This window comes from Arthrobacter sp. Soil_C_49 (assembly GCF_057656635.1).
Window position 1 is genome coordinate 53,053 of record NZ_JBDGJZ010000020.1, and the last position, 16,177, is coordinate 69,229.

General features: G+C 66.9%; 16 protein-coding genes. 4 read left to right on the forward strand and 12 right to left on the reverse strand.

Annotated elements, in window-relative coordinates:
- Position 1: 1 nt before the first annotated feature.
- The 5 genes from AC3A4Z_RS21810 to AC3A4Z_RS21830 form a co-directional block, all read right to left on the reverse strand.
- Entirely contained in the window at positions 2 to 2,878 is a 2,877-nt protein-coding gene (locus tag AC3A4Z_RS21810) for an FtsK/SpoIIIE family DNA translocase (RefSeq protein WP_498714333.1), read from the reverse strand.
- A gap of 145 nt (positions 2,879 to 3,023) precedes the next feature.
- Positions 3,024 to 4,715 carry a ribonuclease J gene (locus tag AC3A4Z_RS21815; protein ID WP_498714335.1) on the reverse strand — a complete coding sequence of 564 codons (1,692 nt, stop codon included), beginning with the start codon at positions 4,713 to 4,715 and terminating at the stop codon, positions 3,024 to 3,026.
- 41 nt (positions 4,716 to 4,756) lie between these two features.
- A complete protein-coding gene (gene dapA, locus AC3A4Z_RS21820) occupies positions 4,757 to 5,665 on the reverse strand; it encodes a 4-hydroxy-tetrahydrodipicolinate synthase (protein ID WP_498714337.1) in 909 nt (302 codons plus the stop codon).
- 103 nt (positions 5,666 to 5,768) lie between these two features.
- A complete protein-coding gene (locus AC3A4Z_RS21825) occupies positions 5,769 to 6,518 on the reverse strand; it encodes a carbon-nitrogen hydrolase family protein (protein ID WP_498714339.1) in 750 nt (249 codons plus the stop codon).
- Between the two features lie 23 nt (positions 6,519 to 6,541).
- The gene (locus tag AC3A4Z_RS21830) at positions 6,542 to 6,886 is read right to left on the reverse strand and encodes a hypothetical protein (RefSeq protein ID WP_493970554.1); all 345 of its coding nucleotides are present in this window, start codon (positions 6,884 to 6,886) and stop codon (positions 6,542 to 6,544) included.
- Positions 6,887 to 6,971: 85 nt separating this feature from the next.
- On the opposite strand from AC3A4Z_RS21830, the gene AC3A4Z_RS21835 reads away from it, so the two are divergent.
- Positions 6,972 to 8,207 (forward strand): heparan-alpha-glucosaminide N-acetyltransferase domain-containing protein, encoded by a 1,236-nt coding sequence (locus tag AC3A4Z_RS21835; protein WP_498714341.1) that lies wholly within the window; start codon positions 6,972 to 6,974, stop codon positions 8,205 to 8,207.
- A gap of 8 nt (positions 8,208 to 8,215) precedes the next feature.
- On the opposite strand, the gene AC3A4Z_RS21840 is transcribed toward AC3A4Z_RS21835, so the two are convergent.
- The 7 genes from AC3A4Z_RS21840 to AC3A4Z_RS21870 form a co-directional block, all read right to left on the reverse strand.
- Positions 8,216 to 8,695, reverse strand: coding sequence for a hypothetical protein (locus AC3A4Z_RS21840; protein ID WP_493970552.1), 480 nt, complete (start codon positions 8,693 to 8,695; stop codon positions 8,216 to 8,218).
- Positions 8,696 to 8,698: 3 nt separating this feature from the next.
- Complete coding sequence (dapB, locus tag AC3A4Z_RS21845; protein ID WP_498714344.1) at positions 8,699 to 9,469, reverse strand: 4-hydroxy-tetrahydrodipicolinate reductase; 771 nt, start codon at positions 9,467 to 9,469, stop codon at positions 8,699 to 8,701.
- A gap of 109 nt (positions 9,470 to 9,578) precedes the next feature.
- Positions 9,579 to 10,061: a molybdenum cofactor biosynthesis protein MoaE gene (locus AC3A4Z_RS21850; RefSeq protein ID WP_498714346.1), complete on the reverse strand. Its 483-nt coding sequence runs from the start codon at positions 10,059 to 10,061 to the stop codon at positions 9,579 to 9,581.
- Positions 10,051 to 10,581 (reverse strand): MogA/MoaB family molybdenum cofactor biosynthesis protein, encoded by a 531-nt coding sequence (locus AC3A4Z_RS21855; protein WP_050055672.1) that lies wholly within the window; start codon positions 10,579 to 10,581, stop codon positions 10,051 to 10,053. The genes AC3A4Z_RS21850 and AC3A4Z_RS21855 overlap by 11 nt, the downstream gene beginning before the upstream one ends.
- Positions 10,578 to 11,069 carry a cyclic pyranopterin monophosphate synthase MoaC gene (gene moaC / locus AC3A4Z_RS21860; RefSeq protein WP_498714348.1) on the reverse strand — a complete coding sequence of 164 codons (492 nt, stop codon included), beginning with the start codon at positions 11,067 to 11,069 and terminating at the stop codon, positions 10,578 to 10,580. The genes AC3A4Z_RS21855 and moaC overlap by 4 nt, the downstream gene beginning before the upstream one ends.
- A complete protein-coding gene (locus AC3A4Z_RS21865) occupies positions 11,057 to 12,370 on the reverse strand; it encodes a molybdopterin molybdotransferase MoeA (RefSeq protein ID WP_498714351.1) in 1,314 nt (437 codons plus the stop codon). The genes moaC and AC3A4Z_RS21865 overlap by 13 nt, the downstream gene beginning before the upstream one ends.
- 20 nt (positions 12,371 to 12,390) lie before the next feature.
- The gene (locus AC3A4Z_RS21870) at positions 12,391 to 13,932 is read right to left on the reverse strand and encodes a molybdopterin-dependent oxidoreductase (RefSeq protein WP_498714353.1); all 1,542 of its coding nucleotides are present in this window, start codon (positions 13,930 to 13,932) and stop codon (positions 12,391 to 12,393) included.
- A 356-nt stretch (positions 13,933 to 14,288) separates the two neighbouring features.
- Between AC3A4Z_RS21870 and moaA the strand changes: the two genes are divergently transcribed.
- The 3 genes from moaA (at position 14,289) to AC3A4Z_RS21885 (ending at position 16,125) form a co-directional block, all read left to right on the forward strand.
- Positions 14,289 to 15,410 carry a GTP 3',8-cyclase MoaA gene (gene moaA / locus AC3A4Z_RS21875; RefSeq protein WP_498714356.1) on the forward strand — a complete coding sequence of 374 codons (1,122 nt, stop codon included), beginning with the start codon at positions 14,289 to 14,291 and terminating at the stop codon, positions 15,408 to 15,410.
- Between the two features lie 5 nt (positions 15,411 to 15,415).
- A complete protein-coding gene (locus AC3A4Z_RS21880) occupies positions 15,416 to 15,682 on the forward strand; it encodes a MoaD/ThiS family protein (RefSeq protein WP_498714358.1) in 267 nt (88 codons plus the stop codon).
- A gap of 182 nt (positions 15,683 to 15,864) precedes the next feature.
- Positions 15,865 to 16,125, forward strand: coding sequence for a hypothetical protein (locus AC3A4Z_RS21885; RefSeq protein ID WP_498714360.1), 261 nt, complete (start codon positions 15,865 to 15,867; stop codon positions 16,123 to 16,125).
- Positions 16,126 to 16,177 lie beyond the last annotated feature (52 nt).

Below are 16,177 nucleotides of genomic sequence, written 5' to 3' on the forward strand. Positions count from 1 at the left end.
CCTAGCGGCCCGTGAGGGACCAGGCGTCCTCGGAGCCGTCCTCGTCGTCGTACCCGCCCGGCGGGGAGTCGGAGCCGTCGTAATATTCCACGTTCTGCTTCCGCTGGTCCAGGTCCGCGGCCACCAGGTCTTCGGCGTACCCGCCCTGGGCGATGTTCGCGTTGGCGTTGTCGCTGAGCGCAGCTGTCTGAGCGTCCGGTGCTGCCGGCGCTTCCTGCCCCTTCATGGCGGCCAGCACTGGGGCGAGATCGTCCGGTTTCACCAGCACATCGCGGGCCTTGGAGCCTTCCGAGGGGCCCACCACTCCCCTTGATTCGAGGAGGTCCATAAGGCGGCCGGCCTTGGCGAAGCCCACACGCAGCTTGCGCTGCAGCATGGACGTGGAGCCGAACTGCGTTGTGACCACCAGTTCGGTGGCCTGCAGCAGCACCTCGAGGTCGTCCCCGATGTCGTCGTCGATCTGCTTTTTCGGCGCCTCCGCCGCGACGTCGTCGCGGTAGCTGGCCTGGAGCTGTCCCTTGACGTGCTCCACCACCTTGTGGATTTCGGACTCCGTGACCCACGCGCCCTGGACACGCATGGCCTTCGAGGCACCCATGGGCAGGAAGAGGGCGTCGCCCTGGCCGATGAGCTTTTCGGCACCCGGCTGGTCCAGGACCACTCGGGAGTCCGTGACGGAGGAGGTGGCGAACGCCATCCGGGAGGGCACGTTGGCCTTGATGAGGCCGGTGACCACGTCCACGGACGGCCGCTGGGTGGCCAGCACCAGGTGGATACCGGCGGCGCGGGCCAGCTGGGTGATGCGGACGATTGAGTCTTCAACATCTCGCGGCGCCACCATCATCAGGTCAGCGAGCTCGTCCACGATCACCAGCAGGTACGGGTAGGGGCGGATGACGCGCTTCGAATCCACCGGAGGCTGGACCTTGCCGGCACGGACGGCCTTGTTGAAATCGTCGATGTGCTTGAACCCGTAGTTGGCGAGGTCGTCGTAGCGGGCGTCCATCTCGCGGACCACCCACTGGAGGGCCTCGGCCGCCTTCTTGGGGTTGGTGATGATGGGGGTGATGAGGTGCGGGACGCCCTCGTAGGCGGTGAGTTCCACCCGCTTCGGGTCGACCATGACCATCCGCACCTCGTCCGGGGTGGCGCGCATGAGGATGGACGTGATCATGGAGTTCACGAAGGAGGACTTACCCGCGCCCGTGGCACCGGCCACGAGCAGGTGGGGCATCTTGGCCAGGTTGGCCACCACGTAGCCGCCCTCAACGTCCTTGCCCACGCCCATCACCATAGGGTGGTCGGTGCGGCGGGCGTTCTGGCTGCGGAGCACGTCGCCCAGGGATACGGTTTCGCGGTCCGTGTTGGGGATCTCGATGCCGATGGCGGATTTTCCCGGGATGGGGCTGAGAATGCGCACATCACTGGAGGCCACGGCGTAGGAAATGTTCTTGGACAGGGCGGTGACCCGCTCCACCTTGGTTCCCGGCGCCAGTTCGATCTCGTACCGGGTGACGGTGGGGCCGCGGCTGAAGCCGGTGACCGTGGCATCGACATTGAACTGCTGCAGGGTGTCAGTCAGGGCAGCGACGACGGCGTCATTGGCTTCCGTGCGCTCCTTCGGGATGGAGCCGGGCGTGAGATAGTCCGATGCCGGGAGCGTGTACGTCACGTCGCCGGCCAGGGACAACTGCTCGGTGCGCTGCGGGATGGGAACGGGCGGGGGTGCGGGAGCCACGGGGTTGGAGGGCACGGTGGGTGCGGCAGCCGGCTTGCTGGCGGCAGCCGCCATTCCGGGCGTGACCATGGGGATGGCTTCGGTGGCGTTGTCCTGGCCCGCCGCTGCGGCGCTGCCGAGGCCCTGTGCGGCCTTGATCTTTTCGACGGCGATCTCCGCCTGGGTGGGACGGCGGACGCCCGGGGCCGGACGCGGCGGCTCCGGCTCGTCGTCGTCGATGACGGCATGCTCGAAGGCTTCGTCGCCCACATACCCTTCCAGGCCGGCGTCGGACTCCTCATCCTTGCCGAAGAAGCGGCGCTTCTTCTTTTTCGGCGCCGCAGGCGGCCTCCGCTCCAGGTAGCTTCGATCGTGGCGGTTCCCGTCCTCCTCCTGCAGGTCGATGCCCATCAGGTGCTCATAGGCGCCGCGCAGCCGCCGCGGAATGGCGCCGAACGGCGTGGCGGTGATGATGAGCAGCGATACAAAGGCCAGCAGCCCGTAGAGCACCAGCGGCACGGCCGGATGGATCGCGGCCAGCGGGGAGGCGCCCAGGAAGCCCAGCATTCCGCCGGCCTGGCGCAGGCCGTCAAAGCCCTGGGCAACGGTGGGCTGTCCGCCCAGGATGTGGGCCAGGCCGCAGCCGGCAAACGTCATGATGAGGAAGCCGATCCCCACCCGGTTGTTGCCGCGCCCGTCCGAGGGCTGGCGGAAGAGCCGGAAGGCACAGACAAAGAGCATCAGGGGAAGCAACAGCGAGATCCAGCCGAAGGTCCCGTTCACCACGCTGTAGACGGCATCGGGGAACCAGCCTGTCAGGCCCCACCAGGCGAAGGTGGCGATGAAAATGCCGAGGGCAAGGTTGAACAGGGCGGCGCCATCGCGGCGTTCCTCGGCCGGGAGGTCGCTGACGTCATGGCCGATGCGCCGCACTCCCCCGCCCACCAGGTGGCCGACGCCCAGCCACGCGCCGCCTACCACGCGGAGCAGCCACGGTTGGTGCTGTTCGACGGCGGGAAGCTGGCGTGTCCTGGCCGTGCTGGTGCGCCCGGGCCTGGCCGGAGATTTTGCTGCCGTGGAGCTGGAACCGCGACCCCCGGCTTTGCTGCCGGAACTGGCCTTGCCGGATCCATTGGGCGCGGAAGTAGTACGAGTGGCCATAGTAGCCACGGTACCGGAACCGCACCGGTTTCCCGGGGATTTGGAGCCCGGCCATCCCCCTGGGTCAAAGGAGAAGGTGGGACTCCTGAAACGGCTGCGGCCCGCACTCCTGATGGGGAGTACGGGCCGCAGCCAGTGCGGGCCTCTAGGCTTCGAGGACCACAGGGATGATCATGGGCTTGCGGCGGAGCTTGCGGTTTACCCAGGTGCCTACCACCCTGCGGACCACCTGCTGGAGCTGGTGGCTGGTGTGGTCCGCGTGGTTCAGGACCGCTTCTTCGAGTGCCGCGTTGATCTTGGGAATGATGTCATCAAACACCGAATCGTCCTCGGCCACGCCGCGGGCATGGATTTCCGGCCCGGAGACCACCTTGCCGGTGGTCCGGTTGATCACGGTGATGATGGAGATGAAGCCCTCGTCGCCGAGGATGCGGCGGTCCTTGAGGTCGGCGTCGGTGATTTCCCCCACGCTTGACCCGTCCACGTAGACGAAGCCCACTTCCACCTGTCCCACTACATCGGCGCGGTGGTCCTTCAGGTCGATCACGGTGCCGTTGTCCGCGAGGATCACGCTGGCTTCCGGAACCCCGGACTCGATGGCGATCTTGCCGTTGGCGATCAGGTGCCGGGTCTCGCCGTGCACGGGCATGGCATTGAGCGGCTCAAGGATGTTGTAGCAGTACAGGAGCTCGCCGGCCGCGGCGTGGCCGGAGACGTGGACCTTGGCGTTGCCCTTGTGGATGACGTCTGCGCCGAGTTTCAGCAGCCCGTTGATGATGCGGAAGACGGCGTTTTCGTTTCCGGGGATGAGGCTGGACGCCAGGATGACGGTGTCGCCGTCACCCACCACCACGCGGTGGTCGCCGTTGGCCATCCGGGACAGCGCGGCCATCGGTTCACCCTGCGAGCCGGTGGACATCAGGACCACGCGGTTGTCCGGCAGGTTGTCAATGTTCTTGATGTCCACGATCAGGCCCGGCGGAACATCCAGGTACCCCAGCTTTTCCGCGATGGCCATGTTCCGGACCATCGAGCGGCCAACGAAGGCCACTTTGCGGTTGTGCTTCGCGGCGGCGTCGAGGACCTGCTGGACGCGGTGGACGTGCGAGGAGAAGGACGCCACGATGATGCGCTTGGTGGCCTGGCCGAAGAGCCGCTCAAGCGTGGGGCCGATTTCCTTTTCCGCGGTGGTGAAGCCCGGGACGTCCGCGTTGGTGGAGTCCGACATAAAGAGGTCAACGCCCTCTTCGCCGAGCTTGGCGAAGTGCCGGAGGTCGGTGATGCGGCCGTCGAGCGGAAGCTGGTCCATCTTGAAGTCGCCCGTGTGCAGGACGGTGCCGCCTGCGGTGCGGATGAAGACTGCCAGGGCGTCGGGAATCGAGTGGTTGACCGCTACGAATTCACACTCGAAGGGGCCGAACTTCTCTACCTGGCCCTCTTCCACGGTGAGCGTGTAGGGCCGGATGCGGTGTTCCTGCAGCTTCGCCTCAATCAGGGCAAGGGTCAGCTGGGAACCCACCAGCGGGATGTCGTTGCGGAGGCGCAGCAGGTACGGGACAGCACCGATGTGGTCCTCGTGGCCGTGGGTGAGGACGACGGCCACGATGTCATCCAGCCGATTCTCGATGTACGAGAAATCAGGAAGGATCAGGTCAACGCCGGGCTGGGTTTCCTCCGGGAAGAGGACGCCGCAGTCGACGATCAGCAGTTTGCCGTCGATTTCGAACACGGCCATGTTCCGGCCGATCTCCCCCAGTCCGCCAAGCGGAACGATCCGCAGCGTGCCGCTGGGCAGGCGCGGCGGGGTGACAAGGCCGGTCAGGGCGATTTGGGTCATATTGCACTACTTTCCAGGCGGAAGGGTGCCGGTCGTCGTCCTCAGGAGTAGACCAGCCCCGCTTCCGCCAAATCCCCGCGGATGGTTTCGATCTCGGCTTCGTCCGGCTCCACGAGGGGCAAACGGACAATCGAGTTGGGCAGGACTCCCTGCCATTTAAGAATCTGTTTTGCCGCAACGGCCCCCTGGACCCGGGTCATGGTTGCGCGGACCACCGGCTGGAGCTCGAAGTTGATCTTCCGTGCGGTGCCGAGGTCGTTCGCATTCACGGCATCAATGAGTTCGCGGAAGCGGCGGGTGGCCACGTGGGTGGTGACGCCCACCAGGCCGACGGCGCCCAGCGCCATCCACGGCAGGGTCAGTCCGTCATCGCCCGAGTAGAAGAGCAGGTCCGTCTCGCTCATAACACGGGTGGCCGCCACGAAGTCCGCCTTGGCGTCCTTCACCGCAACGATGTTGGGGTGCTGCGCCAGCCGGATCATGGTTTCCGGCTCGATGGCGATGGAGGACCGGCCGGGAATGTCGTAGAGCATCACGGGCACGTCGGCGGCCGAGGCGATGGTCTCGAAGTGGGCGCGCAGGCCGGACTGGCTGGGCTTGTTGTAGTACGGGGTCACCAGCAGGATGCCGTCGACGCCGAGCGCCGCGGCCTGCTGGGAAAGGTGCACCGAGTGCGCGGTGTCGTTGGTGCCGGTACCGGCGATGATTGCGGCACGGCCGCCCACGGCTTCCTTGACGGCCCGGAACATGCCGAGGTTCTCCTCGTCGGTGAGGGTGGAGGTTTCACCCGTGGTTCCGGTGACCACCAGGCCGTCGCAGCCGTCGTCGACGAGTTTGGTGGCCAGTTCCGCCGCCTGCCGGTAATCCACTGAGCCGTCCTTGGAAAACGGCGTGACCATGGCGGTCAGGAGGGTACCGAGGGCAGGGATGTGCGCGGAATTGTCAGCCATGGAAAAAACGTTACCCTGTCCATGGCTGGTTAGGACAATAGGACGGGCGTGATGAACGTCAAATAGGGTTTCCGCTTCGGGCCACGGAAGCATGTCTTGGAATTTACTTCCGGAACTTTTCCAGCCTGCTGCGCTGCAGGATTGATGAAACCACTTCGGTGCCGGTCCCGGCAGCCTGCCGCAGGGGAAGCCCGTCCGGCCCCCAGAATCCGCTCAGCCCGCACGATTCGCCCAACGGACTGCTGCCGCCAAGGTTGGCCAGCGCCGTGAACATCCGGTTGTCCATGGCGCGTGCACCCAGGTGGAGGGCAAGGCGGTGCTCTTCGTCTTTGGTGTACAGAGCTGACACACAATAAAGATCGGCACCGGCGGCGGCAGCGTCGCCGGCATGCGCGGGTACTGACGTATCCAGGCAGAGCGCCAGCGCAACCTGCCATCCGTCCACCCCGACGAGCCTGGACCCCTCCCCTGGTGTGAAGAGTTCGCGTTCCGGCCCGTGCAGGTGGGTCTTGAAAGCCGCCTCGGTAGCGCCGTCCGGGTGGACGGCAACCGACGCAAGCCGGGGTGTGCCGTCGGGTTCGCGAAGGGCCGCCCCGACTACTGCAGTGATGCCCGTCCGTCGGCAGATCTCGCGGATATCGCCCAGTCGTGGGTCATCCGGCATGAGCCACGAATCAGGGTGGGCGAGGAGATCCAGCCGGTAGCCCGTCAGGGAGAGTTCCGGGAAGACCACCAGGCGCGCGCCGTGGTCGTCGGCGTCCTCGATGAGGCGCACGTGCTCCGCAGCGTTGGCTGGAATGCCTCCGTCGAGCGGCCGGTACTGGATGACGGAAACAGGGAGAGTGTCCAACACGCCTCCATCCTAGGCATGCCGGGCTACACAGGCCCGGGGTGGCAGTACCTGCCGACCGCTGCTTGCCGGAGCCCTTCCGCCCACGTGGCGAGGCGCTGGGCCGCGCGGACGTAGTGGAACAGTTCCACGGGCGTCAGGGCATCGATGTCCGTCTCGGCCAGGCGCCGGGCGAGCTCGGCCCCCTCCGGCTGGGCGGACAGGCTGATGCCCTCCTGCTCCCACTGGGTGTCCTCGGGAGCCTTTCCCGTCACCAGCTGGCGGAAGAGGTAGTCAACCACCCCGGGACTCATGGCCTTCAGCGGCCCGGCATGGCGGGACTCGGATGCGGGTGCTCCGGATACCGGGACTCTGGATGATGGCGTTTGCATGACGTTCATATTATTCGAACACATATTCGAATACAAGGGACTTCTTTGGCAGTGCCGGCACAGCCCGATGTGAGACGATCTGGGCATGACCTCCCGTAATGCCGCCGCTTCCGCCAGGACGTCTCCCGGGCGTTCCGCCCCTGCCCGGCTGCATGGCATCGACGCGGCCCGCGGGCTGGCGCTGCTGGGAATGATGGCCACCCACCTGCTTCCCACCTTCGAGTCGAACGCCAACCTCACCCCCACCTGGATCGGCCTGATGTTTTCAGGCAGGGCGGCTGCCCTCTTCGCGGTCCTGGCAGGCGTGGGCCTTGCCTTATCCACGGGAAAGCACAAGCCGCTGCAGGGTCCCGACCTGTCCGGCGCCCGCCGCGGCGTGGCCCTGCGCGCCCTGGTGATTGCCGCCGTCGGACTGAGCCTGGGCGGCCTGGAAGTGAACCTGGCCATCATCCTGGTCCATTACGCAGTGCTGTTCCTGTGCGTCCTGCCGTTCCTCGGCCTGCGGGTGAAGGCGCTGTGCGCCTGGGCGGCCGGCTGGATCCTGGTGTCCCCCGTGCTGGCATACCTGCTGCGCCCGTGGCTGCTGGCCGCGAACCCGCCGCTCAAGCTGGGCCACAACCCCTCCTGGGAGGATTTGTCCACACCCGGCCGGCTCCTGGCCGACGTCTTTTTTACGGGCTATTACCCCGTCTTCCAGTGGCTGTCCTACCTCCTGGTGGGGCTCGTCGTGGGCCGCCTGATGCTGAACAAGGCACTGGTGCCGTGGGTGCTGCTGGCAGGCGGCACCATTGTGGCGGTTGCGGCCAAATCTCTGGGGACCGCGGCCATGGAGGACTGGGGCGGCCGCACGGCCCTGGAGAAGGTACTGAATTCGCCCGGCTATCCGCTGGACAGCGTGCTGCAGGTCAACCTGACGGGTATTCCGCAGGAGGGTTCCTGGTGGTGGCTGGCGTCCGCGGCACCCCACTCGGCCACCACGCTGGACCTGCTGCACACATCGGCGGTGGCCGCGGCGGTGATCGGGGCGTTCCTGCTGTTGGGCAGGCTGGCCGACTGGGTGGCCCTGGACCTGCTGCTGCCCCTGCGCGGCGCCGGCGCCATGACCCTGACCCTGTACTCCGTCCACGTCTGGGTGGTTTCGGGGTTCTACCTCAAACCGCTTCCGGCCGGCTGGAGCGAGGACGCCATGTACTTCGCCCACGCCGCGTCCGCGGTGATCATCGGCATGGTGTTTGTGCTGCTCAAATGGCGCGGGCCGCTGGAGTGGGTGGGGCACGCGGCAAACCAGGTGGGCCGTGGCGGCGCCAAAGCCATCCGCTAGGCGTACTGCTAAGCCGGAACGTTGCCCCGGAAGAGCTTGACGGCATCACGCATGGAGGCGCGGGCACGCTTGCGGTCGCCTGCGGCGTCGTAAGCGCAGCTTAGCCGGAACCAGGAACGCCAGTCTCCGGGGGCCGCTTCAGCTTCCGCGCGGTACTTCTCGAATTCGGCATCGGCGGCGGACCGGACGATGCGGCCGGCGGGCGTCCTGGGCAGTTCGTCCACGGGAAGCCCGCCTTCGGCTTCGAGGACTTTTGCCATCTGTTCGGTGCGGGCTCCAAACATCAACTCGCGGACCAGCGCCCACGCGCCGATTACGGGCAGCACCAGGTACGCCGCCCCGATGGCCACGGCCGCGGGGTTGCTGTCCGTCAGCAGCAGGACCGAACGCTGGAAGGACACCACCAGGTAGAAGACCAGGAGCAGCGTGACCGCGCCCACCCAGATCTTGGTGCGGTTCTTCCGGAAACCCGCCACCAGCCCTGCCATGGCCTACAGCCCCAGGTCCAGGTAGCCGTCCAGGCCCACCGTGAGTCCGGGGTGCGCGGCCACCTTGCGCAGGCCAAGGAGCACGCCGGGCATAAAAGAGGCGCGGTCGAAGGAATCGTGGCGCAGGGTCAGTTGCTCGCCGGCGCCGCCCAGGAGGACTTCCTGGTGGGCCACCAGGCCGCGGAGACGCACGCTGTGGACGCGCACTCCGTCAACGTCGCAGCCGCGGGCACCGGCCAGTTCCCTGGTGGTGGCATCGGGGCTCGGCGGCACCTGGGCGGCAGCGCGCTCGGCGGCGATGAGCTGGGCGGTGCGGACGGCGGTGCCGGATGGCGCGTCCACCTTGTCCGGGTGGTGCAGTTCGATGATCTCCACGGACTCAAAGTATTTGGCTGCCTTCGCCGCAAAAGCGGAGGCAAGGACCGAGCCAAGGGCGAAGTTGGGGGCAATCAGCACACCGGTTTCGGGCTGGCCGGCCAGCAGGTCCGCCAGGGCGGACAGCTTGGCGCTGTCCCAGCCGGTGGTGCCCACCACGGCGTGGATGCCGTGTTCGACGGCGAAGCGGACGTTCGCCTCGGTGCTTTCCGGCACCGTCAGGTCCACCACAAAACGGGCGCCTGCAGCCGTGATCTGGTCCAGCGAGTCGCCGCGGCCCAGGGCTGCGACGAGCTTCATGTCCGGTGCGGCTTCGATGGCTTTTACGGCTTCAGCGCCCATGCGCCCGTTCGCGCCCAGCACGGCAACGGGCATGGGAGCAGAGAGTTGTTCGGTCATGCCGTTAAGCCTACCGGCGGGCTTGAGCCGTGCAGCAACCGGGGAGTGTGCGTTACCTCGCATGAGCCGGCTGGAAACTCCTGGATATCCGGGAGCTTCCGGTACAGGATCAGCTGCCCGCGCCCACCCATTCCACGGTTCCGTCGGTAAAGAACTGTTCCTTCCAGATGGGAACCTGTTCCTTGATCCGGTCCACCAGTTCGGAGCACACGGCGAAGGCCTGGCCGCGGTGGGCCGCGGCCACTGCGCACACGAGCGCAGGGTCCCCGATCTCGAGCATGCCGATCCGGTGCGCGGCCCAGATCCGCACCGGCTGGGCGGGTCCGCCGCCTGTGCCGGCGGAATCGGCCGCCGCGGCCTGTTCAGCTACCAGCCGGGCTACGACGTCGGCCATCACCTGGTGTGCCGTGGGGTGCGCGCTGTAGCTGAGGCGCTCAACGGCCTTGCCGCCGTCGTGGTTGCGCACCACGCCGCTGAAGCTGACCACCGCACCTGCGGTGTCGCTCTCAACCGCCGCGATGGCCTGGTCGACGGAGATGGGCTCCGCGCTGAGGACCGCGTTGACCACCTCGAATGATGTTTCAGTGCCCATGTCCGCCTTCCAGCTGGTCGCAAAGGTGCCCGATCACCGGATCCAGGACGGTCAGTCCGTCCATGACCCCCTTGGGTGATCCGGGCAGGTTGATGATGAAGGTATGGCCCGCGGCGCCCGCGTAGCCACGGCTCAGCGCCGCCAGCGGGGTCTTCGCAGCCCCTGCCCGGCGGATCGCTTCCATAATGCCGGGAATTTCACGGTCCAGGAGCGGCAGCGTCACGTCCGGAGTGCGGTCGTCCGGGCTGAGGCCCGTCCCCCCGCTGGTGATAACGACGGCGGGATGCTGGGTGAGGAGGGCACGGATCGCGGCCCCGACTGGCTCGCCGTCGGGCACCACCATGGCGGGAAACACGTCAAAGCCGTGTTCGGTCAGCCAGTCGGTGATCACGGGGCCGGTTTCGTCGTCGTAAATCCCTGCGGCGGCACGGGTGGAGGCAATAACGACGCCGGCCTTCCGGCCCTGCACGTCGCCGTGCCGGTGCGGCTCGGGAGCGTTGAGCGTACTGGAAGTGCTCACAGTGTCCAATCCCCGCTCTTGCCGCCGCTCTTGGCCACCACTTTGATGTCGTTCAGGACCGCATGCTTGTCCACGGCCTTGATCATGTCGTAGACGCTGAGCGCCGCGACGGAAACTGCGGTGAGGGCCTCCATCTCCACACCCGTAACGCCGCGGGTCTTCACAGTGGCCAGGATCGACACAGATTCCGGAGCGAGGTCAAAGTCCACGGTGACTTTGGACAGCGGAAGCGGGTGGCAGAGCGGGATCAGGTCGGGGGTCTTCTTGGCGGCCATGATTCCGGCCACCCGTGCCACCGCGAGCGCGTCCCCTTTGGGCAATCCGCCGGAGCCGAGCAGTGCCATCACCTCTGCGGTGGTGTGGACGGTGGCGGTGGCGGTGGCCTCGCGGGTGGTCTCGGCTTTGGCGGAGACGTCCACCATCTGGGCGCTGCCGTCCTGGCGCAGGTGCGTCAGCGCGGGAGATTGTTCTGCATTCACAGCATCCATACTTCCACCTCTGCCCCTGCCTGGAGCGCGGCCACTCCCTGCGGGACGTGGACCAGCACATTCGAGCCCGCGAGCGCATGCATCAGGTGGGAGCTTTCGCCGCCCTGGAGCTCTACGGTGCCGTCGGGCCTGAGCGTGCCCCGGCGGACCTGGTGCTTCTGTTCCGGAGACGTGAGGGATTGTCCGAGGCGGGCGCGCAGGGGAAGCCTTGGCGCCGGAGTGCCGAGCAGACCGCCAAGCACCGGGCGGAGGAACATTTCAAAGGACACCAGGCAGCTGACCGGGTTGCCGGGGAACCCCAGAAATGGGCGCCCCTCGAAGGTCCCGATCCCCTGCGGCCCGCCCGGCTGCATGGCCACATGCAGGAATTCAACCGGCTGGTCTTCCATGGCCTGCCGCACTACCTCGTAAGCCCCTTTGCTGACCCCGCCGGTGGTGACGATGAGATCCACCGCCGCACACTCGGCGCGAAGCAAGTCGCGAAGCTTTTCCGGGTTGTCCGTCACGATGCCGGCCCGGCGCACCTCCAGCCCCGCCTGCAGCATGGCAGCTTCCAGGAGCGTGCCGTTGGAGTCGTAGATCTTTCCGGCGGGAAGGTCCTGGCCGGGTTCCACCACTTCGTCGCCCGTGGTGACCAGCAGGACCGTCACGGCCCGGTAGACAGTGACTTCCGGGATGCCCAACGCGGCGAGCAGTCCCAACTGGGCAGGGCCGAGGAAAGTGCCCGCTGCCAGGGCCATCTCACCGGCGCGCACATCGCTGCCTGTTTCCCGCACGTAGGTGCCGGGCGTTGCCTCAGGGAGCCTGACCGTTGCGTGTTCCGCTGCCTGTTCGGTGTTCGGCAGGAAACGGTCCGGAACGGCCCGCTCAATGGGGACGACGGCGTCGGCCCCCTTCGGGAGCATGGCTCCGGTCATGATCGGCGCGGCCATGCCCTGCTTGAGGGCGGCGGGACTGGCACCGGCGGGAACGGGAGGCATCACGCGCAGCTCGCCGCCGCCGTCGGGCAGGTCTGCCGAACGGATGGCATACCCGTCCATCTGCGAGTTGGCGAACGGCGGCAGGCTGATGGGGGCGGTAACGTCACCCACCAGGCCCCGGCCCAATGCCGCGCGCAGGGGCAGCACTTCGGTCCGGCCGGGTGACCTTAGCGGCTGCAGCAGTTCGGCGACGGCGGCGGCGTGCTCAGCCACGGACCGCGCGTGGTGGCGGTGGTGCTTTTCCTCGTGCGGCGCTTGCTGGGGGGTTCCTGACTGGGACGTGCCAGGCAGCGACGTTCCATGCGGTTGCGGGCTGGTCATGGTTCCGCCTTCAGTAGCCATCAGGGTTGCACGTCCACTCTAATCGTGTGAAAGCCCGTGGCTCCGTCCGGGGCCACCGGCCTGCGTTGTTCGTCCTGCACCCTGCCCGCGAGATCCGTGGCGCGGATCTGGACCTCGTACTGGCCTTCGGCCAGCTCTACGCCCAGCTTCCACTGGTACCAGGTGTCCAGCGAGATGCCTTCGGCCAACTGTGCCTGCTGCCAGGGGCCCCGGTTCACGCGGAGCTCCACCTTCCCGATCCCCGTGTGCTGCGCCCAGGCAACCCCGCCGAACATCACCGTTCCGCGCTTCACGGGCCGGCCATCGCGTGGCACATCGATCCGTGACGACGTTTTGATGGGTCCGCGCTCAGACCAGCCGCGGGGAGTCCAGTACGCGGCGTCGTCGACGAACCGGGTGACCTTCAGCTCCGTCACCCATTTGGTCGCCGAGACATAGCCGTAGAGCCCAGGCACCACCAGGCGCGCGGGGAATCCGTGTTCCAGGGGAAGCGGCTCGCCGTTCATGCCAACCGCAAGCAACGCATCCCGGTTGTCGGTGAGGACCTCAAGCGGGGTGCCCGCAGTCCAGCCGTCCGTGCTGCGCGAAAGCACCATGTCCGCGCCGGGTAGGGGCCCGGCCAGTGCCAGCAGTTCGCGGACGGGCCAGCCCAGCCAGCGCGCATTGCCGATCAAGTCCCCGCCCACTTCATTGGACACGCAGGCGATGGTCACGTGGCGTTCGAGAAGGGGTTTGGCCAGGAGGTCGGCGAAGGACAGCTCAATCTCCCGGTCAACCATCCCGGTAACTTTCAGCGCCCACGTGTCCGGGTCGATGGAAGGAACAGTGAGCGCGGTGTCGATGCGGTAGAAGTCAGGATTGGGAGTGACCAAGGGTTGCATTCCGTCCAGGCCTGCCTCCGCCCCGGAGGGAAGGGGCGGCGCGGCTGATGCCGGTGCCGGCAAGGCCACGCGGCTCCTTGCTTCACTGACGGCCGCTGCGGCGCCGCGCCAGAGCGATGCCAGCGCGCCGCCGACAACGGTAAACGCGGCTCCGCCTGCCAGGACTTGGAGGAAACGACGGCGGGCCGGCGCGGCTTCGCCAGTTACCTGGGGTTCGCCACCTGCCACAAAAAGGGGGTCCCACTCCTGCAGCCGGCGGATCAGGAATCTGAGCATTGCTCCCGCCACGACGGCGGTGACTATGGGCAGCACCATGGCATTGAAGGTGACCTGGGCGCGGGTCAGGACGGCCACCAGGCCCACCAGCCCAAAAAGCCCGATAACAGTGACGCCGGCAAAGCGGCGGCGGTCCTCCACAACACCCGCCAGTGCGGCCAGTAGAGCGATGATGAGGGCCATCCCCGCCAGGAGCGCCGCCTTGTCCGCCGTCCCGAAAAGCCCCACCGCCCAGTCCTTCACGCCGGGAGGAACGGCATCGATGACCGCACCGCCAACAGCTGTCACCGGCGACAACGCCGGGCTGAACACGCCGGCCAAGAGCTCACCCAGAACCAGGGCGCTGCCCACGGCAACCGCGCCGGCAGAGGCGGCCAGCCACACGCGCTGCGCCGGCCTCGCCCCCTTCGGCAGACCCGATCCCGTCGACGGCCCTGATCCCTTCGGCAGACCGGATCCCGCCGGCAGATTAGATTCCTTCTGCAGATCAGATCCCTTCTGCAGGGAAGGCACCGGCTGCTGCGGCCCGGTCCTTAACTCGTGCGGCAGCGCAGCTGCCGGGCGCCCGGGAAGCCGCGTCCCGCCGTCGTGTGCTGCATGCTGTGGCTGGGAGCTGTTCACACCTACAGCTTAGGTTCGCCGGCCACCCGCGGCGCCGGTCCGGGGCCGCAGATTATCCTGCCGCCGTGCGCATGGCCACGGGTGTGATGCAGAGCCCATAGTGGCGTAGCCTGAATTACATGAGTGTCCAGCTAGGCATACCGCAGCCACGGGAAGATACAGCCGCAGCGCTGCCCTCGGTCCCCGCTGCGCGCCCCGCCGATGCCCCGGCCGGGTTGGCAGACCGGTACGGCCGCCGTGCCACGGACATGAGGCTTTCCCTGACGGACAAGTGCAACCTTCGCTGCACCTACTGTATGCCTGCCGAGGGCCTGGAGTGGCTGGCGAAGCAGGCAGTGATGTCGGCGGAGGAGATCGTCCGGATCGTGCGCATCGGCGTCGAACAGCTGGGCGTCCGCGAACTGAGGCTTACCGGAGGCGAACCGCTGGTGCGGCACGACCTCGTGGACATCATCGCCTCGCTCCGCAGCAACCATCCCGATCTGCCCATCTCCATGACCACCAACGGCGTGGGCCTGGCAAAGAAGGCGGCTGCGTTGAAGGCGGCAGGCCTGACCCGGATCAACGTATCGCTTGACTCGCTGCACGAGGAGACCTTCACCAAGCTGACCCGGCGGCCGTTCCTGGACCAGGTGCTGGCCGGCGTGGACGCTGCCTGGGCTGCCGGCCTTGGCCCGGTTAAGCTCAATGCGGTCCTCATGCGCGGCATCAACGACGCCGAGGCGCCGTCGCTGCTGGCGTGGGCGTTGGACCGTGGCTACGAGCTCCGGTTTATTGAGCAGATGCCGCTTGACGCAGACCATGGCTGGACGCGGCGGCACATGATCACGGCGGCGGAGATCCGCTCCCTGCTGTCGGGTGACTTTGTCCTGAGCCCGGATCCGCGCGCCCGCGATGGTGCCCCTGCGGAACGTTTTGAAGTACGACGGCGGGCGGCCGGGACTGCTGCGGGGCCCCTGCTGGGGACCGTGGGCATCATAGCCTCCGTGACTGAACCGTTCTGTTCAGACTGCCGCAGGACCCGCATCACTGCCGAGGGCAAGATCATGAGCTGCCTGTTTTCGCGTGAGGAGTTCGACCTGCTTGGCCTTTTGCGCTCGGGTGCCGGCGATGAAGCCCTTGCGCAGCGGTGGCAGGACGCCATGTGGATCAAACCCAAAGCTCACGGAATGGACCACGTGGGACTTGACGCTCCGGACTTTGTCCAGCCGGACCGCAGCATGAGCGCCATCGGGGGCTGAATCTTTTGAACGTACGTTACTTCGCTGCCGCACGCGCTGCGGCAGGCGTGGAGGAAGAGCGCTTCGAATTGGCACCGGGCGCCACTGTTGCCGACTTGCTGGTGGCGGTCCTTTCTGTGGAGCGGCCTGAGCCTCCTGCGGGCACTCCCCCGCTGCCCCGCATCCTGTCGAGGAGCAGTTTCCTGCTCAATGAGGTGGCGGTGCGGGATCAGTCCGTTGTCCTGAACGCCGACGACGTGGTGGACGTGCTGCCTCCGTTCGCCGGGGGCTAAGAGAACTTTCCTCGAAGTGGTTGGCCGGGGCCGGAATGTCAGTGCCCCGACGGATGATGCTGCTATGGGAAACGGCAGGGGAAGCTCGGAGATCAACGCGGACGTGCTGCTTCCAGCCCGCGCCAATCTGCCCGTTAGCCGACGCACCTCGGAATGTCAGTGCCTCGATGGATGATGTTGCTATGGGAGACAGCACGGGCACGGCAGCGGCGATGGAGGGCATTCACGCCTCCGTTGCCCGGCTCGATGCGCTGTTCCTCGAAGATCACCAACTGGACGCCGGCACTTCCGCCGGCGCCGCTGCTTGTACAGAAGACAGCCGCGGCGCTGTTGTGGATGTGTTGCAGCGCCGGTACGAGATCCGGTTAGAGCGGTTGGCGGTAACGAAGCAGCTGGAAGCCCAGATCGCCGCCGTCAAAGAGCCTGTCAAGTTGTTTGTGTAAGAGGGCTGTTGCTTTATCGGTTGAGGTAGGGACCGATTCGGTCTGGGTAGTT